23 protein-coding genes and 2 tRNA genes are annotated in these 25268 nt (G+C 52.8%); 6 read left to right on the top strand and 19 right to left on the bottom strand.

Going from position 1 to position 25268, the window contains the following annotated elements; all coding sequences use genetic code 11:
* Window positions 1-185 (top strand): hypothetical protein (locus NZ823_10975; protein MCS6805646.1); only part of this gene is annotated, 185 nt, incomplete at its 5' end.
* A 374-nt stretch (window positions 186-559) separates the two neighbouring features.
* On the opposite strand, the gene NZ823_10970 is transcribed toward NZ823_10975, so the two are convergent.
* A tRNA-Glu gene (locus NZ823_10970) sits at window positions 560-636 on the bottom strand.
* Between the two features lie 319 nt (window positions 637-955).
* Between NZ823_10970 and NZ823_10965 the strand changes: the two genes are divergently transcribed.
* Window positions 956-1672 carry a DUF433 domain-containing protein gene (locus NZ823_10965; protein ID MCS6805645.1) on the top strand — a complete coding sequence of 239 codons (717 nt, stop codon included), beginning with the start codon at window positions 956-958 and terminating at the stop codon, window positions 1670-1672.
* Window positions 1608-2057, top strand: coding sequence for a hypothetical protein (locus NZ823_10960; GenBank protein ID MCS6805644.1), 450 nt, complete (start codon window positions 1608-1610; stop codon window positions 2055-2057). The genes NZ823_10965 and NZ823_10960 overlap by 65 nt, the downstream gene beginning before the upstream one ends.
* Window positions 2058-2513: 456 nt before the next feature.
* Here the strand turns inward: NZ823_10960 and NZ823_10955 are convergent.
* Window positions 2514-2590 (bottom strand) — tRNA-Glu (locus NZ823_10955).
* A 148-nt stretch (window positions 2591-2738) separates the two neighbouring features.
* Between NZ823_10955 and NZ823_10950 the strand changes: the two genes are divergently transcribed.
* From NZ823_10950 to NZ823_10940, 3 genes are read left to right on the top strand one after another with little or no spacing between them, the layout of a single operon-like run.
* A complete protein-coding gene (locus NZ823_10950; GenBank protein ID MCS6805643.1) occupies window positions 2739-3635 on the top strand; it encodes a dihydrodipicolinate synthase family protein in 897 nt (298 codons plus the stop codon).
* Between the two features lie 3 nt (window positions 3636-3638).
* On the top strand, window positions 3639-5318 hold the full coding sequence (bshC, locus tag NZ823_10945) for a bacillithiol biosynthesis cysteine-adding enzyme BshC (protein MCS6805642.1): 1680 nt from the start codon (window positions 3639-3641) through the stop codon (window positions 5316-5318).
* Entirely contained in the window at window positions 5315-5713 is a 399-nt protein-coding gene (locus NZ823_10940; GenBank protein ID MCS6805641.1) for a M67 family metallopeptidase, read from the top strand. The genes bshC and NZ823_10940 overlap by 4 nt, the downstream gene beginning before the upstream one ends.
* Before the next feature lie 636 nt (window positions 5714-6349).
* Here the strand turns inward: NZ823_10940 and NZ823_10935 are convergent.
* From NZ823_10935 to NZ823_10855, 17 genes are all read right to left on the bottom strand, one after another.
* Window positions 6350-7489, bottom strand: a complete 1140-nt coding sequence (locus NZ823_10935) for an acyl-CoA/acyl-ACP dehydrogenase (protein ID MCS6805640.1) — start codon at window positions 7487-7489, stop codon at window positions 6350-6352.
* 152 nt (window positions 7490-7641) lie between these two features.
* The gene (locus NZ823_10930; protein MCS6805639.1) at window positions 7642-8838 is read right to left on the bottom strand and encodes an acyl-CoA dehydrogenase; all 1197 of its coding nucleotides are present in this window, start codon (window positions 8836-8838) and stop codon (window positions 7642-7644) included.
* A 17-nt stretch (window positions 8839-8855) separates the two neighbouring features.
* Window positions 8856-9623, bottom strand: a complete 768-nt coding sequence (locus NZ823_10925) for an SDR family oxidoreductase (GenBank protein ID MCS6805638.1) — start codon at window positions 9621-9623, stop codon at window positions 8856-8858.
* Between the two features lie 25 nt (window positions 9624-9648).
* On the bottom strand, window positions 9649-10869 hold the full coding sequence (locus NZ823_10920; GenBank protein MCS6805637.1) for an AMP-binding protein: 1221 nt from the start codon (window positions 10867-10869) through the stop codon (window positions 9649-9651).
* Window positions 10870-10891: 22 nt separating this feature from the next.
* Window positions 10892-12235 (bottom strand): hypothetical protein, encoded by a 1344-nt coding sequence (locus tag NZ823_10915; protein ID MCS6805636.1) that lies wholly within the window; start codon window positions 12233-12235, stop codon window positions 10892-10894.
* Window positions 12236-12307: 72 nt separating this feature from the next.
* Window positions 12308-13036 (bottom strand): iron-containing redox enzyme family protein, encoded by a 729-nt coding sequence (locus tag NZ823_10910; protein ID MCS6805635.1) that lies wholly within the window; start codon window positions 13034-13036, stop codon window positions 12308-12310.
* An 84-nt stretch (window positions 13037-13120) separates the two neighbouring features.
* Entirely contained in the window at window positions 13121-14257 is a 1137-nt protein-coding gene (locus tag NZ823_10905) for a thiolase family protein (GenBank protein MCS6805634.1), read from the bottom strand.
* A gap of 1 nt (window position 14258) precedes the next feature.
* Window positions 14259-14687: an OB-fold domain-containing protein gene (locus NZ823_10900; GenBank protein MCS6805633.1), complete on the bottom strand. Its 429-nt coding sequence runs from the start codon at window positions 14685-14687 to the stop codon at window positions 14259-14261.
* A 2-nt stretch (window positions 14688-14689) separates the two neighbouring features.
* On the bottom strand, window positions 14690-15451 hold the full coding sequence (locus tag NZ823_10895; GenBank protein ID MCS6805632.1) for an enoyl-CoA hydratase/isomerase family protein: 762 nt from the start codon (window positions 15449-15451) through the stop codon (window positions 14690-14692).
* Window positions 15452-15459: 8 nt separating this feature from the next.
* Complete coding sequence (locus NZ823_10890; GenBank protein ID MCS6805631.1) at window positions 15460-16623, bottom strand: amidohydrolase family protein; 1164 nt, start codon at window positions 16621-16623, stop codon at window positions 15460-15462.
* A gap of 133 nt (window positions 16624-16756) precedes the next feature.
* Window positions 16757-18901 carry a VCBS repeat-containing protein gene (locus NZ823_10885; GenBank protein ID MCS6805630.1) on the bottom strand — a complete coding sequence of 715 codons (2145 nt, stop codon included), beginning with the start codon at window positions 18899-18901 and terminating at the stop codon, window positions 16757-16759.
* Window positions 18898-19320, bottom strand: a complete 423-nt coding sequence (locus tag NZ823_10880; GenBank protein MCS6805629.1) for a Zn-ribbon domain-containing OB-fold protein — start codon at window positions 19318-19320, stop codon at window positions 18898-18900. The genes NZ823_10885 and NZ823_10880 overlap by 4 nt, the downstream gene beginning before the upstream one ends.
* A 5-nt stretch (window positions 19321-19325) precedes the next feature.
* Window positions 19326-20480 carry an acetyl-CoA acetyltransferase gene (locus NZ823_10875; GenBank protein ID MCS6805628.1) on the bottom strand — a complete coding sequence of 385 codons (1155 nt, stop codon included), beginning with the start codon at window positions 20478-20480 and terminating at the stop codon, window positions 19326-19328.
* A gap of 12 nt (window positions 20481-20492) precedes the next feature.
* Window positions 20493-21887 (bottom strand): hypothetical protein, encoded by a 1395-nt coding sequence (locus NZ823_10870; protein ID MCS6805627.1) that lies wholly within the window; start codon window positions 21885-21887, stop codon window positions 20493-20495.
* 6 nt (window positions 21888-21893) lie between these two features.
* Window positions 21894-23489 carry an ATP-dependent acyl-CoA ligase gene (locus NZ823_10865; GenBank protein MCS6805626.1) on the bottom strand — a complete coding sequence of 532 codons (1596 nt, stop codon included), beginning with the start codon at window positions 23487-23489 and terminating at the stop codon, window positions 21894-21896.
* Between the two features lie 34 nt (window positions 23490-23523).
* Entirely contained in the window at window positions 23524-24957 is a 1434-nt protein-coding gene (locus NZ823_10860) for a dienelactone hydrolase family protein (protein MCS6805625.1), read from the bottom strand.
* The coding region (locus tag NZ823_10855) for a hypothetical protein (protein MCS6805624.1) at window positions 24954-25268 on the bottom strand (315 nt) is incomplete at its 5' end. The genes NZ823_10860 and NZ823_10855, both read right to left, overlap by 4 nt.

Raw genomic sequence — 25268 nt, 5'->3', positions numbered from 1 at the left:
CTAACGTTGTCATACCTAAGACACAAGAGCCGATCAAACGCCAACATCCACCAGAGCAAGCTCCCACACGCAGACCGCGCGTCATAGAAGCAAGCTCGTTTGCCAGGATTGTGGTTGAGTCCAGTCCACCCATGATGAGCGTCCGGCGGGGTGGAGTCGTTGAGCGAATGAGTCTACTCCCATAGCAAATTCGTTTGACTTTTCGCGGAAATACTGGCATAACCATCCGGGGTCCAGGGGAGGCAAAACATGGCATCTTGTCCACGTTGTCGTTCTGAGTTAGTTCGACGATCGCACCGTCGAACCAAGGCCGAGAGGTATATTTCATTACTCAGCATATTTCCGTTGCGCTGCCGCGCTTGCGGTGAACGGTTCTTCAAGTTCATCAAGCCACAATGGCTGCGACGCCTCCGCCTCTTCCATCAGGCTGAACGAAAGGAGACACATCCACACTAGCATTAGCCGTCTGCCTCAGGAGACTCAGGGAACATCATCACGATCATCACAAACAAAAATGCGAAAGGTGAGCCGCTTGAACGACCCACCTTGATGAGGCCTTTGGTACCGCTAACGGGATTCGAACCCGTACTCTCTGCCTTGAGAGGGCAGCGTGTTAACCACTTACACCATAGCGGCACGTTGACTTAACCTTCACCGGTGCGCCCGATGGTATGATTGCGTCTTATAGCGGTTTTCGGATGAATGTTCGGGATCAAAGGCCCCCATCGGCGGTGGGCAGAATTACCGTCAGGGGTGAACACGGAAGCAAAACCCGCTGTAAAGGATCAAAAGCGGCCGGAAGTCCGCCATGATTCGATTTTCTCTTGAGGTGCGTTGACGGTGTAGCTGTAAACAGTCAAGGGACGCCGCAAGTCCACCATGGGCGGCTGAACACCTTGACACCTCATCTTGCCGACATTATGGTTGTTTCGCTTTCAAAGAGGCACGAACTTGCATGAGTAGAGAAGCGTCTCAGTCTCACAGCGGTTCTGATCCGCGCGAACTACCTGCCTACTTCATCCAAGAGGCCGCCCGCTACCTTGTCATTCCCGTATCCACCATACGCTCTTGGGTTGTGGGCTATCCATATTCAACCCAAGCGGGCCAAAAATACTTTAAGCCAATTATTGTCCCGGCGAGCAAGAATCCTCTGCTGCTTTCTTTCATCAACCTCATCGAGATTCACATCCTGGCCGCGATCCGCCGCGAGCACAAGGTGCGTTTGCAGAAAGTGAGAAAAGCAATTGACTATTTGAAGCAGCAATTCCATTCTCGACATCCACTCGCAGACCAGCACTTTGAGACCGATGGCGTCAACCTCTTCGTCGAAAAGTATGGTCAACTAATCGGTATCTCGCAGGACGGCCAGTTGGCAATGAAAGAAGTCCTACGCGCTCATCTGCATCGCATCGAGCGAGACATGGCTGGTATTCCAGTGAGGCTCTATCCATTCACGACTCCAACGCTTCAGAGCGAGCCGAGACTCGTCGTTATTGATCCTCGCATTGCATTTGGCCAGCCAGTAATCGTAGGGACTGGCATACGAACCGCCACGATCGCCGCGCGTTATAAGGCAGGCGAATCTATCCACGAGCTGGCTGACGATTATGACCTCAAGCCGTTCCAGATCGAAGAAGCGATCCGGTGCGAACTCCACCTCGCCGCCGCCTAAGCTTGTTGTCTTCTTCGTTGACCGTGATCTTGGAAAGAAAAAGTTTCCCCGTCTTCTCCGAAGGGCTGGCGTGGAGGTCCGTATCCATGATGACTTCTTTTCTCAGGATGAAACCGATGAGGCCTGGCTTGCTGAAGTAGGCCGCAGACAGTGGTTCGTCATCAGTAATGATGAGAGAATTCGCTACCGTGAGCCCGCGCGCAGAGCCATTGAAGAAGCAAAAGTGGGAGTCTTCGTCTTTGCCACCCCAGGACAGCTCAAGGCCGAAGCAAAGGCGAAGATTTTCATTGATGCCCTGCCGAAGATTCGACGATTCATCCAGAAGCATCCGCCACCATTTATAGCAAAAGTTAGAAGGGATAAGGTTATTCTCTGGTGGCCTTAGCTGTGACTTAAGTGCCCACGCCCGTCTGCAAGATCAAGGAATCCGGTTGACCGACGAGCTTGCACAACCGTAACGCCTACCAGCCTAGCGCGGACGAAGATACATGTCGTAATAGAAGCTCGAGGGCACTGATCATCACCGAATGGTACATTACACACGCTTGCAAAGACTCAGCCACACACGTGAATCGTCCGGTAACCACTGCTTTGATGACAGTATCAGACGGAGTGACGCTACAGCATGGCTAGTGAAAAATTCCAAAGATAGCAACCGACACGGCTCACGCTGATTTTGACCGCCATGCGCCGCCGCAGATTTTTGGAGATTGTGCCATACATAATCCCCTGGCTGATCTACGAATCACATCTTGTAGACAAGCTTCTTGTGGCCTCTTTTCTGATCCTGCGGCGTCGCTGGTCTGCAACGCGTTGACAACCTGGATTCGAATAGGGGTTTTGGTACCGCTAACGGGATTCGAACCCGTACTCTCTGCCTTGAGAGGGCAGCGTGTTAACCACTTACACCATAGCGGCACACATTCTTGTAAAAGCGCGTAAATTCTACCGGCTTGCCTCGTATTCGTCAATAATCGCGTGACCCAACCGCGCTCATACGGTAGTATATCCGGCTCATGAGTGAACTCTATGAACGCCCTTGCCGATCAGAGGAAGGAGTAATCCTATGCCTGACATGACCGTGCGCGGATTGTTTCCGCCCATACCGACGCCTTTTGACCAACACGAAGGAGTCGAGCTTTATCAGCTTCAAGCAAACATCACCCGCTGGAACCAGTGTGGATTCGCCGGCTACGTTGTGCTCGGCTCCAATGGCGAGTTCGTGCACCTAACCGAGCGTGAACGGCTCCATGTATTGGAAGTGGCTCGTGACGCCATCGCGCCCGACCTGATGATGATCGCCGGCTGCACCTGCCAGTCGCTGGCAGAAACGTTGATCTACATCAAGCAAGCAGCCCGACTCGGCGCTCAGGTGGCTCTGGTTAATCCACCGTTTTACTTCAAAAATGCCATGACGCCGCCTCGAATCGAATCATTCTTCACCCGCGTGGCTGACGAATCACCGATTCCGATTCTGCTCTACAACGTACCGCAATTTAGCGGGCTCACGCTGTCACTGCACAGCGTCGTGCATCTGGCCGAGCATCCCAACATTATCGGCATCAAGGACAGCTCCGGCGACATTGCCGCGCTGGAACACATCCTGCGAGTGACGCCGCCGACATTCAACGTGCTGATCGGGTCGGCTTACGCATTTTACCCTGGACTGGCGCTCGGCGCTCATGGCGCGGTGCTGGCTGTTTCGTTCATCGCTTGGGAAGCCTGCCGGCAACTGCTCGAGGCCGTTCAAACAAACCAACATGCCAAAGCCCGAGACATTCAACTGCGACTTGCGCCGCTGGCCGCCGCGCTGGACATTCCGGGCTTGAAAGCTGCCCTGGAGCTACGCGGCCTCTACGGCGGCCCGCCACGCTCGCCACTCGCGCCAGTAACGCCGGAACAACGAAACGAAATTCGACAGATGCTCGCCGACTCTGGCCTCATTCCCGATCTGGAACCATAGAATATGGCTCGACATCAAATGCAACAATCTACTCACTCCATGCTCCATCTGACCGGCGAACACATCTCGTTCCGAAATCTGCCGGACATGACTTCCCTGTTTCTCGATTTTGTTCACGAGTTCAATCGCGTTCGAGCTTTTTACTCAACGATTGAACCCAACCGGCATGCCCTGCTGCGTTTCGTTCCAACCATAACATCGGAACGTTATCCTCGTGACTTGCTCGCTGATGTGCTGCGAGAACAAAACCGCGAGTTTGGTTCAAGCCCTGCGACATTCGATCGCATTGAACAGCTCCGAGCGCCCGATACCGTCGCCGTGGTCACAGGTCAACAAGCTGGCCTGTTCAGTGGGCCGCTCTACACTATTTTGAAGGCGCTCACTGCCATCAAAGTGAGTCGCGATTTACGCACGCATGGGATCGCTGCTGTCCCCATCTTTTGGATCGAATGCGACGATCACGATCACGCCGAAGTCAGTCAGACGCTTGTGCTCGACCGTGAGGGTCGCCTCACACCGGTGGTTTATCCTATTGCCTCGTCTCTGGCTGGAAAGCCGATCAAGGAGGTGGCGCTCACAGAGGAGATTCATCATACGATTGACCATCTATTGGGCTTATTGCCAACGTCGGAATTCATGCCCCAACTGGAACAACAGATTCGTCAATCCTACACCCCAGCCACAAGCATGGCAGTGGCCTTCGGGAAACTGCTCGCCCACTGGTTGCGTGACTTCGATCTGGTGCTACTGGACCCAACCGACATCAGACTGAAGAGTCAATTGATCAGCTTGTTTAGCCAAGCCATCCAACGCACGCCAACGATCATCGAGCGGTTGCTTGAGCATACGCAGCGACTGACCGATGCTGGTTATCATGCACAACTGCGTATCCATGACCGACTTGTTCCGCTGTTTATCGAATACGAAGGGAAACGCTCGGCGCTCGTTTATGAGGCAGGCCGCTTTGCCTTGAAGAACGGTCGCGCTGCATTCACTGAAGAAGAACTGCTGCGCATTGCGCAGACACAACCCGAACGAATCAGCCCAAGCGTCGTGTTGCGTCCACTCGTACAAGACACGTTGCTGCCCACGCTCGTTTACGTCGGCGGTCCTAGCGAGATCGCGTATTTCGCTCAGCTAACCCCGCTCGCTGCCCTGTTTGAACGACCCGCCGCGCCGATCATGATGAGAGCATCGGCAACCTTGGTCGAATCTCGGTATAGCAAGTTACTCCAAACATACGGGCTCACATTTGAAGATTTATTCCGGGGATTCGACGCTGTGATGACCTCAATTGTAGAGACGAGCCTAGCCGGCGATGCGGCGGCTCAATTTGATCAAGCTCAACTCAGCTTTGAACGCCGCTTGAATGAGCTCCGCCATCTGGTTGCCAACGTTGATGCAACGCTCGTCCGCGCAGCCGACACAACGAAAGAGAAAATCCTCGGCCATCTGAATCAGTTGAGAACTAAATTCAATGAAGCGCAAGCCAGGAAAGCGGAGACGATCTACCGACAAATTCAACGAGCTTTCAACACCCTTTATCCAACCGGCGAACTGCAAGAGCGACATCTGAACGTAGTGCATTTTCTCTCGCGGTATGGTTTGGGTTTGTTGCCTCAGGTGCTGGACGTGTTAGACGCATGGCCGTCGGATCATGTGATTATTAGAATTAGCGTGTGAAGATCAGGCGTTGCATCATCGCTGGTATCGAACAACATGCGCGGGAATGTGCGCCTCGCGAATGCTGCGGATTGTTGGCCGGTCATGATGACGTTATTGAGCACATCTATCGTCTCCAGAACATTGCAACGATGCCGGAGGTCCGTTACTTTGCCGATCCCAAGGGAATTTTTCAAGCGCAGAAGCTCATCCGCAATCGGGGCCAACGGCTACTTGGCATCTATCATTCACATCCCCGCTCGGCGCCCTACCCATCACCAACGGACATCGCGCAAGCGTACTACCCCGAAGCTGTGTATTTCATCATCTCACTCGATCCCAGGCTGCAACTCCGCGCGTTCAGCATCGTCAATGGCCAAGCCAATGAAGTTGCCTACCAGATCATTGATGATTGAGGGAATCAGGCGTCGTCCGTGCTCGCGGCAGACCTACGGGCACCTATCGTAGACCAGATCATTGACGATTGAGGGAGAATCAATCGGCATCGAATCGCGCTCATTCGCGGATTACTTTGCTCCGCTCGGCCCGCCTGCCTACATAGTGCTCATGGGAATACCCATCAACCTTCTGATTTTGTTGCTAGCTCCGATTTGCCGGTTGACTCTTGCCTCCTTGAATCTTCATAAGAAAAGCGCCTCCTCGAAGACGAATCCAACGTCGCAGTCCTCTGGCCACAAAGACTCGCAATCAAGGACCGAGCGCACCGCTACGTTATTTGACGTGCCAGCCATACGAACTTTGTCACGCTGATCCTGAACGGAGGCGAGCATCTCCCTTATCTGGTTTATAGGCTAGGGATGGCTGATCAACTGGGGGAACTTTGTCTAGGGCGGGGGTGGGCTACAGAAAAAATCGGGGGTCACACTTCCGTATGTTACACTAGCGACCCTCTGCCGGAGCGGGAATGGAGTACAGAAAAATTAAACGTTGCTGTTGCCGCTGTGGCTGTTGCTGTTGTTGCCTGCTAGCGCAGAAGTGCATTACAGAAAAATTAAACGGATAAATCTGCCTTTGGCCTCTCTGGAGTACGGCTACAAACCAATCAATTTGGCAATCCGTTCTCGGTGGAATGCGGCATCGCCAAATGTTACTTCATCCGCTTTGGCCCGTTTCAGATAAAGGTGCGCATCATGTTCCCAGGTGAAACCCATTCCACCATGGATCTGGATACATTCACCGGTCACATAACGATAGGCATCGTTCGTATAGGATTTAGCAATAGAAGCTTGAAGCGATAGGTCGTTTGCATCTTGGCTGGCCACCCACGCTGCTGCGTAGACGGCTGAGCGGGCGCTTTCTGTTAATAGGAGCATATCGGCGCACCGATGCTGGAGTGACTGAAAACTGCCGATGGGGCGACCGAATTGGATGCGGGATTTGGAATAGTTCACTGCCATATCAAGCGCCGCCTGTGCGCCACCAACCATTTCGGCACACAACCCAATTGTGGCTTTATCGAAAACACGTTCCCAGATTGTCCAGCCTTGACCAACCTCGCCCAGAACATAATGGGCCGGCACCTGCACTTGTTCAAACGACACTTCGTAGAGCCGCCGCGTTTGATCCAAGGTTTTCAGAGGTGTCACAGTCAAGCCAGGGGCGTGGCGATTAACTGCGAATAGTGTGATTCCCTGTTCGACACCCTCCATGCTGCCTGTACGCGCCACACAAATAATGAGGTCAGCAATGTGAGCATCTGGCACGAACAATTTCGTCCCGTTGATGAGGAACTGACCATTCTGATGCTCGGCCCTCACCGTGATACCGCCTGCATCCCAACGGCCATTCGACTCGGTCGCAGCAACTGTCGCCCTCAATTTTCCACTGGCCAATGGAACGAGCCAGCATTGCTTTTGCTGGTCATTGGTTGCGGCTAGTAACACCTGTCCAGCCAGAACAACTGTGGAAAAGAAGCTTCCGGGAACGAGCGCGCGGCCCATTTCCTCCAACACAATCGCTAATTCAACAAATGAAAGCCCAACTCCGCCGTATGCCTCAGGAATGATGAGCCCTGTCCATCCCATTTCGACCATTGTCTGCCACAGCTCGTGGCTGTAGCCATGTTCGCTCTCCATAAGCTGACGAACCAAGCCCGTTGGACATTCGTGCTTAAGGCACTCAGCCGCCTGCTGGCGAATCATCTGCTGTTCTTCAGTGAATCCAAACTCCATCTTCCTTTGCTCGGGCTCAATGAACGCCAATTGATCGGTGGCATGAGCCTGCTACGAAGCAGGCAACTGATACTTGCTTTGCTAAGACTTAATGAAAGTGAATTGATCGTGATCTGTTTTGCTGATGTGCCAATTGTAATCGGCCCGCTGAATCACCCCTTCGGCATTCCCAGCACCCGCTCGGCGATAATATTGCGTTGAATCTCGGAGCTTCCGGCATAAATCGTTCCAGCACGCGACCACAAAAAGGCGTGCGGCCACCATCCATCATCAATTGCTCCCTTTGATTCGTGGACCAGCTGAGAGTAGAGACCAAGCATTTCCATGCCGATTTCCTTCTGGCGACGATCCATCTCGCTCCAAAAAAGTTTAATGATTGAACTCTCCGGCCCTGGTTTTCCGGTGCGCATAATCTGCGTCACTGCGCGATAGATGTTGTGTTTGAGGATTTCCACTTCGCTATAGGCCTGCGCCAGTTTTTGGCGCAGCAAGGGGTCTTGAGAAGCCGGACGGCCGTTGCGCTCGAATTGCTTGGTCAGCCGAATCAACCCATCAAGTTCTGTACGAAGGCGAACTTGATAGCCGATGGCTGACGTGCCACGCTCATGTGCTAGAACTGTCATCGCCACGTTCCATCCTTGATTCAAGCCACCGACGAGGTTCTCTCGCGGCACGACAACGTCATCAAAAAACACCTCGCTGAATTCTGCTTCACCGGTGATTTGCTTGGTCGGTCTGATGGTGATGCCGGGACTGCGCATGTCAACGAGTAGAAAACTGATGCCTTTGTGTTTCGGCGCGGTTGGATCAGTGCGAACTAGCAGAATGCAGTAGTCCGAATATTCAGCCCAACTCATCCAGACTTTTTGCCCGTTGACGACAAAACTATCATCCTTGACCAGTGCGCGCGTCTGAAGAGAAGCTAGGTCGGAACCGGCAGCCGGTTCGGAGAATCCCTGCGACCAAATTTCTTCTGCGCTGAGAATCTTGGGTAGGTAACGCTGCTTCTGCGCCTCTGTGCCGTGGTGCATGATTGCCGGGCCAACCAGTTCGATGCCGATGCTGATGTTGAGCATGTTGGGAGCTTGCGCTCGTGCCATTTCCTCAATAAGAATCAGTTGCTCAATCATCGTTGCGCCACGGCCGCCATACTGTTTTGGCCAGGAGATACCTGCCAAGCCAGCCTCATAAAGCTGACGCTGCCAGCGTTTGAGAAAGGCCATCCACTCATCCATGCGCTTGCTCTGCGCACGGGCAAGTTGCTGCCAATCCCTCGGCAGATGCTCATTGAGCCAAGCACGCACGTGATGTCGAAATTGCTCTTCTTCAGGGGTGTAATTCAGATTCATGATTCATCCCTTATTCATCATTGTGACGTCTGGCCACCATCGATGACAATAACACTGCCGGTCATGTAATCCGAAGCATCGGAAGCCAGATAAACGACCAATGGGCCAAGCTCATCGCGCCTCCCGATACGCCCCATTGGGACCCGGTTGATGAACCTCAAACTGAGATCGGGATCGTTAAAGACACGGCTGGTGCGCTCAGTATAAATGTAGCCCGGAGCCAGAGCATTGACGGTGATGTTATACTCTGCCCATTCCAGCGCCAGCGCCCGCGTGAAACTGATGATCGCCGCTTTGGCTGCGCAGTAGGAGCTCACATGTTTGTCGCCGATGAGTCCATACACAGACGACATGTTGATGACCTTACCGCGACGACGGGCGATCATATGCGGGCCGACCGCTCTGCAAAATCGAAATGTAGAATTGATATTCAGGTCAATGATCCGCAGCCACTGTGCTTCATCAGTTTCGATCAGGGGTCGCATCTCGCCGCCGCCAGCATTGTTAATCAACACATCAACCTGGCCGAATTCAGCCAGAGTTTTATCAACGACATTGAGAACCGATGACATATGATGTACGTCACAGGAAACAGCCAGCGTGCGCTGACCAAGTGCGCGGATGTCACGGGCTGTCTCTTGGAGGGCGGCTTCGCTCCGTGCCGTGACAACAACATCGGCTCCCGCTTCTGCCAAAGCGATGGCCATGGCTCGACCGAGCCCACGACTGGCGCCTGTCACAATGCAAACCTTCCCATCGAGCTTGAATGATTCAAGGACTCCCATAAGCGTTTCCTCATCACCAGTTCAATCAACGATCAATCGCGCCGCGTTCATCAACAACTGTCGGGCCATCTTCCCATGCCTCGGTGATATGAACCTCATTCGGCTCAAACAATAACCGAGCAGCAAGCTTTTTCTTGACCAGCTCAGGGTCAACCGTCTTTGGATCACCCTGGACATAAATTTTTACATGATCGGTGGTACCGCTCGGTCGAGAAATATACACGCGGTACTTGAGCGGATGAACTCCGGCAATCCCTGCCAAACACAATACGATGACCGATGGATAAAACTTCAACCCTTTCACCCGGTACATCTCCCCGGTACGACCGAAAACTCCATTAGGCATGTAGAGTTCATGACCATCGTGATTCAACACAGTTAGGTCACCTGTTCGGAAACGCACAAACGGCATAGCTCGACGATTGATATGGGTTAAGACCAATTCGCCACGCTCGCCATAAGGAACCGGCTGGCCTGTCTCCGGATCAACGACCTCGGCGTACACTTCCTCTACCAGGACGCGCATGCCGTTCTCGCGCTTGTCTTCCATCGCCACAACATTGAACCCGCTTAACCCATACAAATCAACTGCTGTGATATTGCCACCAAAGGCGTTTTTAACCTGCTCACGGCGACCTTCAATCGAGCTGAACGGCTCGCCGCCAGCAATCATCACACGGATGCGACCTTTGGCTCCGGCCTCAGCCAGCTTCAAGCAATAACTGGGGAAACCGAACAGCACCGTTGCTCCGAACCGGTTGATGATCTCGACCTGGCGCTCTGTTTCACCAGGTCCAAGCGGCAGGACTTTTGCTCCCAACGCGACGAATGCCCCTTGGCCGGTGTGACCGGAAACCACAAGATGGTAACTGGAGTTGATCACCACAATGTCATCCCTAGTCACGCCGGCCCTCGCCAACCTGTTGGCAATGACCGTCGAAGCGACATCAAGATCTCTTCGTGTATGGTATTCAGGCACCAGCCCGATGCCCGGCGCCGGTGTGTGCGTGATCAACACTGTGTCAGGATTCCACATGCTGCCCAAAGGTGGGTCTTCATCGAAGCTGGCCACCTGATCTTCCCGCTTCATGAACGGAATACGACGGAAATCATCATAGCTTTGAATGTCGTCCGGTCGTATTCCCCATGCATCCATCCGCCTGCGATAAAACGGAATCGTATAGTTGTAGGCAAGCTGAGCCTGAATCTTTTCCAGCATGTCTGGCGTGTCGTGTGCAAATTCCATAAAGGCTTGTCCCTCTCCTCGGCTAGTTTATTGGCACATCAATGACGCGCACTGGTTTGTAGGTTGAACGATAAACGGCTGTATCCACAAGCACCGGCTCAACCTCGATACTCAATTGACTGCGGAAGTGCGCCTGAATCTTCGCACGAAACGATTCTAAATCTTGAACCTTCGTTGGGTCATACTCCACATTCAGTTTGAGACGATCTTGCGTTTTGCCCCACCGCTCCATCTGAAACTCAATAGGACGGTCGCCTAGCTCTTCAATCTCGTTCAACGCGACCATGACATCAACCGGGAGGATTTCTTTACCGCTCACATTGACAGTTTCTTGTCGCCGTCCGTCCCAGAAAAATCGCGTATGTGTTTCACCACACGGACATGGATCAGGGTTCACATGAACGAGGTCTTCCAAGTTATAGCGAATCATAATATTGTCACGATCGAATGTCGTCAGCGTTAGGTAACCGCGCTCGCCAGGAGGCGTTGGCTCGTTGGTGTCAGGGTTGATAACCTCAAGCACGACGTAATCTTCAGGTGCGTGCATTCCATTGTGAACCTTGCAATCGCTGGCCATAATAACACCGACCTCCAGCGAGCCGTTGAGGTTGTGGATCTCGCAGTTGAAGAACTTCTCGTACTTTTTGCGTGTGTGTTCATAAGCGCAGGCGGCCTCGCCAATCAGCAAAATATCCATGCCAAAATCCGTCTGCGGGTTATACCCAAGCTTGAGCGCGGCCTCGTGATACCGCAGCATAACAGGCCCAAACAGTACGTATACCTCGGGCTTGAGCCTGTTCCAGAGCGCCAAGTGATCTTTGATGATATCGTCGTTCAGTGGAGGACCCATGGGGATATTCATCACACCGGCCATCTCGATGACCGAGCCGAGCCGATCCGCGCCAGCATATAACCCCCCAGGATGTGTGTGTGTCATCTTCATACCCGGACGGATGCCACATCGCCACATCGAGCGTGCGGAAATCTCTGCATCAACTTCATAGTCTTTCTTCGTCCAGAGCAAACTCGATGGTTTCCCAGTCGTGCCCGTCGTGCGGCCAAGCCGAATGCAACTCGTTATCGGTGCTCCACGATAGTCGCCAAATGGCGGATATTCCTCTTCATTGACGCGCAGCTCATCTTTGACCGTTGGTGGAAAATATCTCAAATCATCCACTGTCTTGATGTGCTCCGGACGTAAGCCGACCGATTCCATTTTTCGTTTGAAAAAGGGGATCGGCTGATTCCAGACACGATCAATTTCACGACGCAGTTTTTCCCCTTGAAGCGCACGAAGTTGATCTCGCGACATCCTCTGGGACTCTGGCCGATAAAAATGTTGCGTGTATGACTCAGCGGCAGCCATGTTTCGTTCCTCCTTAGATACGATTTTGCGTGTGAAAGCCCTAGGGCTGATGAGCTAACTTGTGCTCGACAATTAGCTCACGAACTGATCCATCCCGGTCCAAAAATGCTCGAACACGAGAGCCGAATGAACGAAGGCCCGGCGAATGCGAGCCTGCTGCTCCGCCGTACCAGCGAATCGCTGCATAAGCCGACGCGCATTCTCGCCGTGCTGTGCTTCGAGTCCTGTTCCCTCATCATCTTCTTCCAGATGAATGACCCAGAAGGTCATCGCTTTTTCGTCAAAGTTGTAATGGGTTTTGAATCCATCGTGAAGCATCTTGCCCCATACTGCTGCCGGCCCCTCAATGGCAAACCCAAATCCAGCCACCGCCTCGTCAAACGGCCCACGCATGAAATGATTGAGTGTGAACATGGCACCAAGCGTCGAGGGTAACGGCGTATGGTGATCTAATTCCTCCTCTGTCACACCGGCCGCCAAAGCAAAATCACGAAACAGGACCGGATGCGCCGGCGTGTTCAGTAATCCAGCCTCGCCAGCGAAATTCTGTAACATGAGCTGATAGGAAATTTCATCTGGTGTGTTCGACACAAGGGCGGCAAAGGCCCTGAGCGAAAATGCTGAATAGGCATAGAACTCTTTGCAAAATTTCTGGATCGCCTCCATAGAGGCCGTCCCATTGGCAATGGCCTGAATCATCTTACAATCTTTCGGATGATGTCCGGCAATGAACTCTTGAAGCTCCGCTAAAAATTGATCGACTGGTTGAGCCTCACTGACCAGTTTCTGCTTCGATTCCATGATATACTCCTCCTAGATGAGTTGTCGGTCGTCAACGGCCACGCTGGCAAGTGTGGCAGCATAGCCGTTAACGAACGGAAGTGATTAATTCTGCAAAATACTCACAGCACAATTTCCTAATGCGCCATAAACGTGGGTTAAACCGACACGGGCACCGGCGACCTGGCGTGGCCCTGCTTGACCGCGCAGATGCCAGACCACTTCAGCAACCTGAGCCAACGCCGAGGCACCAAGCGGTTCGCCTTTCGATAACAGCCCCCCGCTCACATTGATCGGGATGCGACCAGTGATCTCCGTGGCGCCGTCATCTAGCAGTTTTCCGCCTTCGCCGCGCGCACACAGACCTAACTCTTCAGAGTAAATAATCTCCGAGGCCGAATCTGTGTCCTGCAGTTCAACGAGGCTTATATCTTCCGGCCCTATGCCGGCCAGCTCGTAAGCTTCCTGCGCAGCCGTCATGGTGACTGTTGGCGCCTCAATCCGCGCGCTGACGCAAATATGAGGAACCTCCGCTGTGCCGTAGAGTGGCGACTTGAGCACGACGGCGGCTATGCGAATTAGTTTTGTTGAACACTGTCGCGCGATGGCTTTCGTTGCCAACAGCACCGCTGCACCACCTTCATTGGGAGCGCAAAGCATCAACAACCGAAGCGGATCGTTAACCATCGGCGAATTGGCAATTTCATCAGCGCTCATCACCCTCTGATACATCGCATACGGATTCAACGCGCCATTGCGATGATTTTTCTCCGACACTCGCACTAACTGATCCTCAGTCGTGCCAAAATTGGCCATGTGCCAACGGGCTTTAAGGGCAAAGTATTGTGGATTGACGGCGAGCCCCATCACGGCAAACCAATCATTCGGATTTCCCGCAATGAATCCTTTTGGCATTTTCTCGACTCCGAAGGCCAGCGCAACGTCACAGAAACCGCCTGCGATAGCTTGATAGGCAGCGCGCAAGGCCGAACCGCCACTGGCGCAGGCATTTTCCAAATTCATGATTGGCAAACCCGTTAACCCAACGCGAGCGAGCACCTTGTTGCCGGCCATCGGGCCAGCAAATACGGTGCCACAGTACGCCGCCTCGACCTTGCGCCAACTGAGGCCTGAGTCATCAAGAGCATTGATAACGGCTTCGCGCCCGATCTCGATTACATCCTTCTCGCCGAATCGTCCGAATGGATGAAGTCCCACGCCGATCACGTACACGTCTCGCATATCAATCACTGACAAACGGTTTGAACTTGTAACCAAGCACCTCGTTGCCCTCTTCGTCATCAAATAGCTTGGTAATGACCAGTTCCATGAGCATACCAACGCGCAGCTTGTTTGGGTCTGCTTCATCAAGTATCGCTGTCACTCGCAGCCCTTCAGGCAGCTCGATCATTCCAACTCCATACGGCATGAATGGGTCTGGCCCCCGATACGGCGGCGGCGGTTTGAACCGCTGTATGGTGAAGCTATACAAGACCCCACGGCGGCTCAATGGAATGCGGTCTGTTGTCTCAGTGCAGCATTGTGGACAAAACGCGTTAACCGGAAACGTAACTTCGCCGCACTGCCGACAACGACTGCCGATCAGATGAAAACCATCGTCCAACAGCTCAAATAGGCCTGCTTTGATTGGAATTTGCCTATGTTCGGACATCGTTATTCCCGCCACCTCGGTTTTCTCTTTTCGACAAACGCAGCCATCCCTTCACGTCCTTCGTCGGAACAGAGCGCGTCTAACACAACAGTAGGATCGAAGTCCCCGATCTGCTCATTGATCATCCGCTTAAACTGAGCGCGGGCCATCGGTCCACCGGCCAACACTTTCTCGATCAACTCATCGGTGACCCGGTCAAGTTCAGCGTGAGGAACGACACAATTGATAAGCCCCATTCGTTCGGCTTCGACGGCACTGATTTTGTCGCAGGTGAGCAATAGATATTTAGCTCGTTTGACGCCGATAGCTAACGGCAATAGCTTCGGCCCATACGGCTCCCACAATCCGACCAATGCTTCAGGACATCTGAATGTGGCTTGATCGGACGCAATGGCTAGATCGCACGCGGCGACGATCAACACGCCGCTCGCCTGTGCGATCCCATTCACCTTGGCAATAATTGTCTTCTCACTAGCGAGCAAGCTCTTGAACACCCGGCTTGACGCCTGAGCGAACAGGTTCGGCTCAAGGCGATTGATCACATCGCCCTGTCGCAAATCGCCGCCGGTGGAGAATGCCCGACCGGTTCCCGTGATGACAATTACCTGCACATCCCGGCACGCGCTGGCCAGCTCAATCGCATCAGCCAATTCTGTGTACAACTCAAGGCTCATCGCGTTGAGCACGTCGGGGCGATTAAGTGTGATCTGCGCGATCTTTCTGCGTTGATCAAAGACGAGTTGTTTGAAGTCACATTCAATCATGTCCGAAATTACTCAGTCACCAATTCCCTCGATTGTGCAACTATGTCGCTGGCGATCTTTTGCATTCTCTCTTCAATGTTGATGTTGAACAATCTCGCAATGTTTTCGCCTAATATCTTCCGTTTGTCCTCATCGGTGATCTGCGGATAACCATACCGCTCGCATAACTCCTCTGGAATACGATAGGCGCGGAAAAAGTCGATGAATGGTTGTGGCGAACCAGTGATCGGCGCGTCTGAACCCCAGAGAATATGATCAGGGCCAAGATATTTGAGCAGCTTGCCTAACGTATGACCCAACTCATACGGAGCTTTCATCAAAATAGCAAATAGCCCACCAAGGTCCACATACAAATTCTTCCTCCGACCGGTGAGTCGAAATGCCATCATCGTCAATTCATCAATATAGGGATAAGCCGAGTGATAGAGGACGAAATTGATATCGGGGAAATCATCGAGCACCTGATCAACGTCCTCGGGATGACAATACTTGGCGTTAAAAATAGAGAACGGCAGTCCCTTGTGGATGGCCACGTACTTGACGCCGAGCTGGCGACATTTTTCCCAGAGCGGATAGGCCACTTTTTCGTCATCAGCATACCAGCCCCGATTGTTGTAATCCCCCGGATAGAGTTTGAGGCCGGTGATTTTCAGATTCTTGACCTGATGCTCTAGATCATCGAGCGCCCGCTTGCCTTCGCCCGGATCAACGCTACCGAGTACGATGACGCGATCGGGCATCATCGAGCGAACCTCGACGGCCTCTTCCGGCGTAAGCATGTGCTTGCCACCATAGAACCCTTTCAGCGCTAGCACATTCAAGAACGCGACACTTGTTTCACTCTGCCGAAACACAAAGTCCAGGAAGCGCGCTTGAGTCAGTTCCCTGACGTTGGCCTGTGGCCCATACGCACCTTTATAGAACGTGTCCAGTTGATTGAGAAACCACCAGCCGCGTTCACTCGTTTTGACATGTCCCTCCTTGCGCCAAAAAATATGCGTCTGCGAATCAGCAATGAACTGCTTACCTCGTTGTTGCTCAATTTTCTCAATATCAGCAGCCGTCGGAGTTGCGATGATAGCATTCGGATTGTTGGCCATCAGTAGCGCACTACCAGCTGCCGCGCTTTTCACAAACTCACGTCGAGTGACTTTGACTTTCTCCTTTTTCATCTCGCTCCCCTTTCCTGAAAAGAGAATTCACCAAAACACGCAGAAGGTGCAGAGGAAAACACGAGTCTGCGATATTGGCAATTCATTTGCATCTTTCGTGGTGTCTATCTGCACAGTGTTATCCCCCTAGAAACTACTGAATTGCTGCATTGATGAGAATGGAAACCGTATCAGAATCACGATTTGCAATGGCCAAGTCCGGTCTCCCATCGTGGTTGAAATCGGCAGCCACGACAGACCGGGTTGCTGCCTCGGCACCGTAGTGCACTGCCAGCGCAAACCCTCCGCGACCGTTGCCCATCAACACAGCTACGGTCGCCGAACCAAAATTGGCTACCGCTATATCAGGATTTGCATCCTGATCAAAATCAGAGGAAATTAACACAGCCGCCGTTTCTCCGGCAGGCACGTGACGCGGAGCAGCAAAGTGTCCCCGCCCATCGCCAAGAAGAAGAGAAACATTCCCTGACCCAGTATTGGCCGTCACCAGGTCCAGTTTGCCATCCCGATTGAAATCGGCCGCTGCGACGGAGAATGGCCCATGACCAGTTGCGAAGTTAACCGCCTCGGCAAAGCGACTGCCTTCCCTGCCCAGCAAAACCGAGACATTGTGTGAAAACAGATTAGCCGATGCAAGGTCAACAATTCCATCATTGTTGAAATCGCCAGCCGTAATGCCGCTGGGGCCGCGACCGACGCGGTAATTGACTGCTTCAGCGAACTGACCGTGTCCATTGCTAAGCAGCACTGAAATCGTATCAGAATCACGATTCACCACTGCCACATCCAAGCGGCCATCTCGATCAAAATCTTGCACCGTCAAAAAACTCGGCCCGGCTCCTGTCTTGAAGTGCACGGGGGCGGCAAAAGCCCCTTTGCCGTCACCAATTAATAACGACAAGTCGCCGGAGTTCTCGTTACCTATGATCAAATCGGGATGACCGTCTGCGTTGAAATCTGCAATGCCGACTGCGCGTGGGCCATCACCCGCCTGATAGATTGCTGGTGAACCAAACCGACCCTGACCATCTCCCAAAATCACAGCGACTTTGTCAGGGAAACTAGTCACCGCCAAATCAGTATGCCCGTCCCCGTTCAAGTCCCCGGCAGCTAGTGCACGGGGGAAATCTCCGACGGCAAAATTCGTGCTAACCGCCAGCCCACCTGCTCTATCGCCTAGTAAAATTGAGAGGTTTTCTGAATCCCGATTGACTACGGCGACATCTAACCAGCCATCCTGGTTGAGATCAGCCAAGGCCAATGAGAGCGGGCTATCACCAACCTTATAGTTTTTCGCCTCGGTAAAATTCCCTGTGCCATCGCCAAGCAATACTGATACCGACCCAGAGAAACGGTTAGCAACAATCAGGTCCAAGCGCTGATCACAATCCAGATCATGCATGGACACAGAGGATGGCTCCATCTGAGTATTGAACGAGCGTGGTCCGATGAACTTGCCTTTGCCATCCCCGATCCACACGGACACAAATCCGGATTTCAAATGAGCGGTGGCCAGATCAATTCGGCCATCTTGGTTTGCATCGCCAGCAGCAATCGAAATTGGGTTATCCCCAACACCGAGTTGGTCTGTTGGACTGAATCCGCCCCGTCCATTGCCAAGCAGAATCGTAACATTGGCGGAGCGCCGGTTGGCCACGGCCAGATCGGCAGCTCCATCTCCGTTGAAATCTGCGGTTACCACTGACCGGGGTTCACTCCCACACTTCCATCGTGTAGCTGGTTGCAAGCTACCTCGACCATCGGCCAATAAAGTTGATACGTCATTGGAAAACCCGTTGGCTACTGCCAGATCGGTGAGACGATCACCGTTGAAATCCGCTGCTGCGACCGACGTAGGGCCTATGCCCACCTGATACTCTGCCTGAACCTGCCATCCTTCTCCCCTCGCCTTTGACGTCAAGATGATCACTTTTTTCTCGATCCAATTCGTCACGGCTATATCCGTACGACCATCTTTATTGAAATCAGCTATTGCAAGGGATGACGGCGCGCCTCCAACACGCACATTGATCGGCGCGTGGAAATGGCCATTCCCACTTGCCAGGTAGATAGACACAGTCCCTGAACCGTAATTGGCCACAACCAGGTCCCATTTCTCATCAGCATTGACATCTGCCGAGGCGACCGCTGTTGGGTAATGACCGACCGTGAGATCGCGTCGCGCATAAAAAGAGCCTTGAGCCAGCGCGAGCACAACACATCCAAGGAATGTACCAACCAACAACATACTACAATGCTTGTCAAAGGCGATCTTCAAGAACGTCCTCCTTGTGTCAATGGTTTGAACTGAGGCAGTGTTATGTCTTCTGTGACATCCTCAAATGTCACCTCGACCGACATTCCAATATAAACGTCAGCCGGATGACATTCGACAATATTCGTCATCATCCGCACACCTTCCTCCAACTCGATCAATGCGAGTACATAAGGTACACGATTGCGAAACGCTGGCAAAGGCGGACGATGGATGATTGTGAATGAATAAACCGAACCGCGACCGCTGGCGTGTTTCCATTGAAATCGGTCAGACAAGCAGTTTGGACAGACAGACCGCGGATAGAATCGAAACTTCGCGCATGCCTCACACTGTTGCAACACTAATTCGTGCCGCCGGGCTGCCGCCCAATACTGTTCAGAGTCATGATCAGGTTTGGGTAAAGGCCGCTCATCTATCATGTGTTTCACCTCGCCAGTATAAGTGTGGCATGGCTGGACAACCAACCACCAATTCCATGCACAAGCGCCAATTGAGCGCCTGGCACCTGTCTTGCCCCACATTCGCCGCGCAATTGACGCACGGCTTCAATAATCAGAAATAAACCCAACGCGCCTGGATGCGTATATGACAGTCCACCGCCAGATGTGTTTGTCGGCAGATCACCATCAGGGCCAAGCCGTCCATTTTCAACAAATGCTCCACCTTCGCCTTTCTGGCAAAATCCCAAGTCTTCAACAGCCAATATTACGGAGATAGTGAAAGAATCGTAGATCTGAACCACGTCAATATCATCAGGCGTCACACCGGCGATCTGGAACGCTCGACGCCCCGAAACGACTGCGCCTGTTGTGGTGAGATTCTGCATTTGGCTGATCGTATGGTGAGTGCTGTAAAACCCCGAGCCGATCACATAGACTGGAGCTCGTCGCAGATCGCCGGCCCGTTCGGCGGAAGTCAGTACAATGGCGCCGCCGCCATCTGTCATAACACAACAATCCAACCTATGCAACGGACTACAAACCATCGGTGACGCCAACACATCATCAATTGTGATCGGCAGGCGCATGAGGGCCTGAGGGTTCATCATCGCCCACTGTCGTGTAGAAACAGCGACATGTGCTAGCTGTTCACTTGTCGTGCCAAATTCATGCATGTGCCGCATGGCGGCGAGAGCATAGGCAGAAATAGGGGACAAGTCACCATAGGGTGTCTCAAACTGTGTAGGTGGCATGCGCGGATCAATGCCGCCCCTTTCGATTACACGCCGGCGATCTGAATGTAATGTGCTGCCATAAGTAATGAGCACGACGTCACACAACCCCGCGTGAATCGCCAGCGTCGCATGTTCAACCAGGTTTTCAAACGCAGCCCCTCCAGTAACCGTCGTATCGGTAAATTGCGGCTGAATCCCTAAGTATTCAGCAATTTGAAGGCTGGGCAGCCCGAGAAAATCCACGGCCATCACCGCATTCACATCGTGCTTGCTCAGCCCGGCATCATCCAATGCCCGTCTAGCGGCTAATGCTTGATGTTGTAAAATAGTCAGGCCAATATCATGACCTAAATCGGATTCAGCAACACCCGCAATAACCACGTTCCGTTTGAATGGACCGTTCATCTTATGAAGCTGTCACGCCAGGAACACAGCAACTACCGTTGTGGCCAGCAATCCGAGCATGACCGGAATGAAATTTTTGCCAGCCAGCTCCTGAGGCGAAACGCGACAAACAGCAGCGACCGGGATAACACCCCAGGGAATAATGCAGCCCCCTCCGACCCATACTGTGGCAATCTGACCGAGCGCAGCAAGCGTCGCCGGTTTTAAGTCCGTAGCTGCTGCAAAGGCACCGGCCAAAGACCCTGTCAGCGGCAACCCACTGAAACCTGATCCGACCAACCCGACAATGCCGCCGACGACTGTTTCTATCAACGGGACGGTGATACGATTCAGGGAGAAGATAGCTGACAGCGCACTGGCTAGATCAAACAGCAAACCGCGACCCCATTCGCCAAACACGTGCCGCGCAATTTCGTGCGAGCCGAGATAGAAAAATGAAGCGATGATAATGACCGGCGTGAAAACTTTCATGCCAAAGCTAAAACCCTTGATTAAGTGTTCTGTGATCAGATCAAAGCTATCCAATCCATGACTGAGCAACGTGAAAATAGACAGAAGCAGTAGAGTCACGCCACCGATGATTGCCGTTGCATCTGCGCCACGAATGCCAAATGAGGTCAAAACCACCACGATCGCAAGATAGCTCAGTGGCACCACAACGGCCGCGATGCGAGCGATGGAGGTGGGTTGATGACAGGCCCCACCTGTGGAAGAGGTTTCAAGGAGATCCTGCATGGCTGTCTCATCCGATTGGGGCTGACCTAATGCTGCTCGGGTAATATCTCGACGAGCCACGATGAACGCCGCCGTGAGCGTTACAATGGCCATGGTCCCGATCAGTGGGATGCCCGCTCGCATCACTGCCTCCACAGGAACGTTTGCTGCTTTAGCGCTAATATTTGGAGCACCTTGGATGACATAATCCGTTGACAGGGCGATGCCGTGTCCAAACAGATTCATCGCTACGGCTACCGAGATGGCTGGCAGTCCCACCGCTCTGGCCGCTGGCACGAGCACAGCGCCAACCAACGCTGTCGCTGGCGATGGCCAGATGAAATATGAGGCGACCAACATCACAATACCGATAACCCAGAATGCGACTTCGGGCGACCGCATCCATTTCTGTGCCGGAGCAACCATCAACCGGTCAGCCCCGATCCTTTCCAGGCCAGCGGTCAAGCCAACAATCAGCGAAATGACCAAAATGATATCGAGCAATTCACGTGTTGCCACAACACTGGAGATGAAGACCGTCTGCACAGCACCAAGCAATGTTCCTTTGATAACCCAGCCTAGTGTAAACGCACCAATGATACACGGGATCAGCGGATCACGCCGCATGGCCATCGTCATTACAACGAGTATGACAAATCCAGCATAAACCCAGTGCGCGACGGTCAGTGGCATTGTTTGCTAGCGATTTAACCGATAACCGCCCCTTTCACGATCCCACGTCTTTGGCCCATTACCTTCGGCCTGTAATTTGTACTTCTCGACTCGTTGTGTCGGCGTCTTCGGTAATTCATGGCGAAATTCAACGTAACGCGGAACCATAAAGTAGGCCATGCGAGATTCGCAGAAACGTATCAACTCTTCAGGCTCCAACTGCTCGCCCTCTTTCAGCACCACAACAATCTTCACATCATCCTCGCTCCATTCGGATGGAACGGCAATGGCGGCGGATTCGAGCACGCTCGGATGCTGGTTTACAATTTGCTCGACCTCAAATGCAGAGATATTCTCGCCACGGCGGCGGATGGCCTCTTTCTTGCGACCGACAAAATAGAGGTAGCCATCCTCATCCATATAGCCGAGATCGCCCGTGTGGAACCATAGGTTGCGAAATGATTGCAACGTCTCTTCGGGCATATTGTAATACTCAGACATCATTGTATAAGGCTCAGCGGGCCGCATCACGATCTCACCAATTTGACGCGGTCCAACAGGGTTATCCTCATCGTCAACAATCTGGACCTGAGTTTCTGCTGCCGGCTTGCCACAACAGCCCGGACGACGTGGGGTGGTTATAACAGGCGGGGCAACAATCCCTTCAGTCATGCCGAATGTTTCATAGACAACCTGCAGCCCAAAGCGTTGCTCAAACCCCGCTAAGTCTTCTGGCGGTGGGACCACCATGGCCAGCCGCACGTGGTTGTCGGCATCATCTGAACGTGGCGGCGCTTTGTAGAGGATATTGCCCATCATGCCAAGCGCCAGAAAAACCGTTGCTCGCGAACGGCGGATCTCATGCCAAAACGAACTGGCGCTAAAATGCTCGTACATAGCCACGCGCGCGTCAAATAGCAGAGCAGCCAGCACCGTACACACCTGGGCATTGACATGAAACAGAGGCAAACATGTGTAAAGCACATCATTCGGACCATCACCCATGCTACTGCCGATCGTTTTCGCAGCGTGATAGTAATAGTGGTGCGACATGACCACGCCTTTTGACGGTCCTGTTGTACCACTGGTAAACAGGATGCTCATCGGATCTGAATGACGTACTTCAACATGCGGCGACTCGGCTGGCGCCTTCACGAACTCAGCCAAGGTTGACGTCTTGATTGACAAGGGCTCAAAATCACCCTGCCAGCCGTGTACAATCATTTGTCTGGTCTTAGCCAACTTGTGCTCAATCGCCCGAAGGCGTGGCAATAATTCGATATTGGTGACGACCGCTTCAGCATCAGACTGATTGAGCATATATTGAAGCAAATCGCCCTTGTGCGCCGTGTTGATGGGGACCATAACGGCCCCGATTTTTGCCAAGCCGAACCAGCAGTAGAGGTATTCAGGGCAGTTTGGCAGCATAATGGCCACCTTCATACCCTTTCTAATTCCCCGCTTCAAGAAACCATGAGCAAACCGGTTAGCGAATTCATCAAGTTGCTTGTAGGAAACAACAACCTCGCCCCTGAAATCGAGAAAGGGACGGTCGCCATGCTGGCTTGCCTGCATTTGCAGCACGCGACCGAGGACCCTCTGCGTCACCGGCAGTTCTTTCATCGCGCAAATCAATTGGACAGACTACGCGTCCAGGTTATCGAGACAATTGTTCTTTCATCCACTGAGCAAGGGTAGCCTCAAGCGTCTCATCCATTTCAAAGAGATCGTAACCAAGCGCGCCGCCATTATAGACAAGCAAGCGACTCCCACGATGCCGTGTCACTGCATACGCTTGCGTCATTGAACTGTTGGTGACCTTCTCCAATTCTTTGCTCGTCAGATAGAAAATTGGTATGTCTAACTTTGTAATCTCCTCTCGCTCTTTCGAGGCGATTAGCGTCGTCATTAAGACGAGCGCGCCCACACGCCGGTCGCCAATCGCAGCAGCTAACGCGTAAGACGCCCCACGATCCAGCCCCACTAGACCGATTGGCCCTGTAAAGGATTTGGACGCGAGAAAATTCACCGCAGCCTTGGCGTCCAACATCGTTTTACTGCGCTCATCAGGCGGTAATTCTAGCAGCACGCCCCGATTGATGCTTCGGCCTCGTCCACGCGTATCGATATTGAGCGCGACCAGTCCGTGCTGCACCATTAGCTTAGCTAGATGATCAAAAACGTGGCGATCAGTAAAACTCGAATGAAGCATGATGACGGCTGGCGTCTTTGCGTTAGTAGATAAGGCACTAGGCGTTCTTAAGGTTCCATGTAGTATCCAGTCATCCTCGGTCTGAAATGATACTTCTTGTGTTTCACCCGCGGAATTCAGCCGCTCGATCATCCATTCAGCTAATCCTTCCTCGAGAGGCTTATCCTGGGGGCGTTCCGAGCGCCAGACGCTGAACATCGTTGTTCCCACGCCAACGTCTTTATACACACTAATGCGGCTGAATGGACTCTGCGTGAGCTGATACGCATGAGCCATATCGCGGAAGCTCTGGCGGTCCTCTTGGCTGACGATTAGATACAAAGGGATTTGATGGTGCTGGGCAATTTCCTGCTTCGCTGCTTCACTTAATCTGCCGGAAATCAAGACCAGCCCTTTGATTCGATCATCTCCTCTCCACCCCATCACGGCTGCCTCGGCGCTCTGGCCTTCGGCCACCAGGCCGATGCGTGACGTGTCAAGCTGTGACTGCGACGCAAGAAAGACCAGCGCAGCACGCACGTCCAGATAGAGTCTCGATAACTCTTCTGGGCTAAACGTGCTCAATTCTTTCGCCCCCGCGCTTTTTCCTCGGCCACGAAAATCAAATCGCAAGGTCGCCACGCCCTGTCCGCCAATGATCTGTGCCAACCCTGGATAGAGGTATTGTCCATATGCACTGCTGTCGTGTTCGTAGGAATGGAGAAAAATCACGACGGGGATTTTGCCCGTCATGGATTGAGGAATACCAAGCATTCCATGAATCGTCCAGCCATCCTCCGTCTTGAAGGAGACGGGTATCTCTGCTGCGTGAGCTTTCGGTTGTGTCAACAACCAGCTTAGAATCAACGCAACAACGCTGAACCATATCCTGAGTTTCATTGTAGTTTCTCCGTCATCCAGCGCACGACTCGTCCTAACAAGTCTTTGTCGAGCTTAAACAGTTGATAACCAATGGCTCCACCATCATAAATGATCAACTCGCTGCCATGACCTTTTGTCAGGTTGTATAACTCGCGCAGAGCTTGCGTCACCCGCGCATGTCCCCGACTGGTCACATACAGAATGGGAATTTTCTGAGTCGTCAAATAGGTTTTTTCTTTCTCCGTGGCAATATAACCTGTCAACACCACACCTGTTCGGATGCGGGCATCTTCAGCCAGCGCAGCCATTGCATAGCGAGCGCCAATAAC

Source organism: Blastocatellia bacterium (assembly GCA_025054955.1).
Classification (GTDB): domain Bacteria; phylum Acidobacteriota; class Blastocatellia; order HR10; family J050; genus JANWZE01.
This window is presented reverse-complemented; position numbering and strand designations above follow the sequence as displayed.

Bases quoted from the DNA above. Each gene is read 5' to 3' on its own strand.
- NZ823_10960 (MCS6805644.1), top strand. From the start codon at position 1,608: ATGACCTCAAGCCGTTCCAGATCGAAGAAGCGATCCGGTGCGAACTCC.
- NZ823_10895 (MCS6805632.1), bottom strand. From the start codon at position 15,451: ATGATTGAATGTGACTTCAAACAACTCGTCTTTGATCAACGCAGAAAG.
- NZ823_10925 (MCS6805638.1), bottom strand. From the start codon at position 9,623: ATGGGAGTCCTTGAATCATTCAAGCTCGATGGGAAGGTTTGCATTGTG.
- NZ823_10910 (MCS6805635.1), bottom strand. From the start codon at position 13,036: ATGGAATCGAAGCAGAAACTGGTCAGTGAGGCTCAACCAGTCGATCAA.
- NZ823_10875 (MCS6805628.1), bottom strand. From the start codon at position 20,480: ATGAACGGTCCATTCAAACGGAACGTGGTTATTGCGGGTGTTGCTGAA.
- NZ823_10900 (MCS6805633.1), bottom strand. From the start codon at position 14,687: ATGTCCGAACATAGGCAAATTCCAATCAAAGCAGGCCTATTTGAGCTG.
- NZ823_10860 (MCS6805625.1), bottom strand. From the start codon at position 24,957: ATGAAACTCAGGATATGGTTCAGCGTTGTTGCGTTGATTCTAAGCTGG.
- bshC (MCS6805642.1), top strand. From the start codon at position 3,639: ATGGCTCGACATCAAATGCAACAATCTACTCACTCCATGCTCCATCTG.
- NZ823_10865 (MCS6805626.1), bottom strand. From the start codon at position 23,489: ATGAAAGAACTGCCGGTGACGCAGAGGGTCCTCGGTCGCGTGCTGCAA.
- NZ823_10915 (MCS6805636.1), bottom strand. From the start codon at position 12,235: ATGGCTGCCGCTGAGTCATACACGCAACATTTTTATCGGCCAGAGTCC.
- NZ823_10920 (MCS6805637.1), bottom strand. From the start codon at position 10,869: ATGGAATTTGCACACGACACGCCAGACATGCTGGAAAAGATTCAGGCT.
- NZ823_10905 (MCS6805634.1), bottom strand. From the start codon at position 14,257: ATGCGAGACGTGTACGTGATCGGCGTGGGACTTCATCCATTCGGACGA.
- NZ823_10890 (MCS6805631.1), bottom strand. From the start codon at position 16,623: ATGAAAAAGGAGAAAGTCAAAGTCACTCGACGTGAGTTTGTGAAAAGC.
- NZ823_10880 (MCS6805629.1), bottom strand. From the start codon at position 19,320: ATGATAGATGAGCGGCCTTTACCCAAACCTGATCATGACTCTGAACAG.
- NZ823_10870 (MCS6805627.1), bottom strand. From the start codon at position 21,887: ATGCCACTGACCGTCGCGCACTGGGTTTATGCTGGATTTGTCATACTC.
- NZ823_10950 (MCS6805643.1), top strand. From the start codon at position 2,739: ATGCCTGACATGACCGTGCGCGGATTGTTTCCGCCCATACCGACGCCT.
- NZ823_10930 (MCS6805639.1), bottom strand. From the start codon at position 8,838: ATGAATCTGAATTACACCCCTGAAGAAGAGCAATTTCGACATCACGTG.
- NZ823_10935 (MCS6805640.1), bottom strand. From the start codon at position 7,489: ATGGAGTTTGGATTCACTGAAGAACAGCAGATGATTCGCCAGCAGGCG.
- NZ823_10965 (MCS6805645.1), top strand. From the start codon at position 956: ATGAGTAGAGAAGCGTCTCAGTCTCACAGCGGTTCTGATCCGCGCGAA.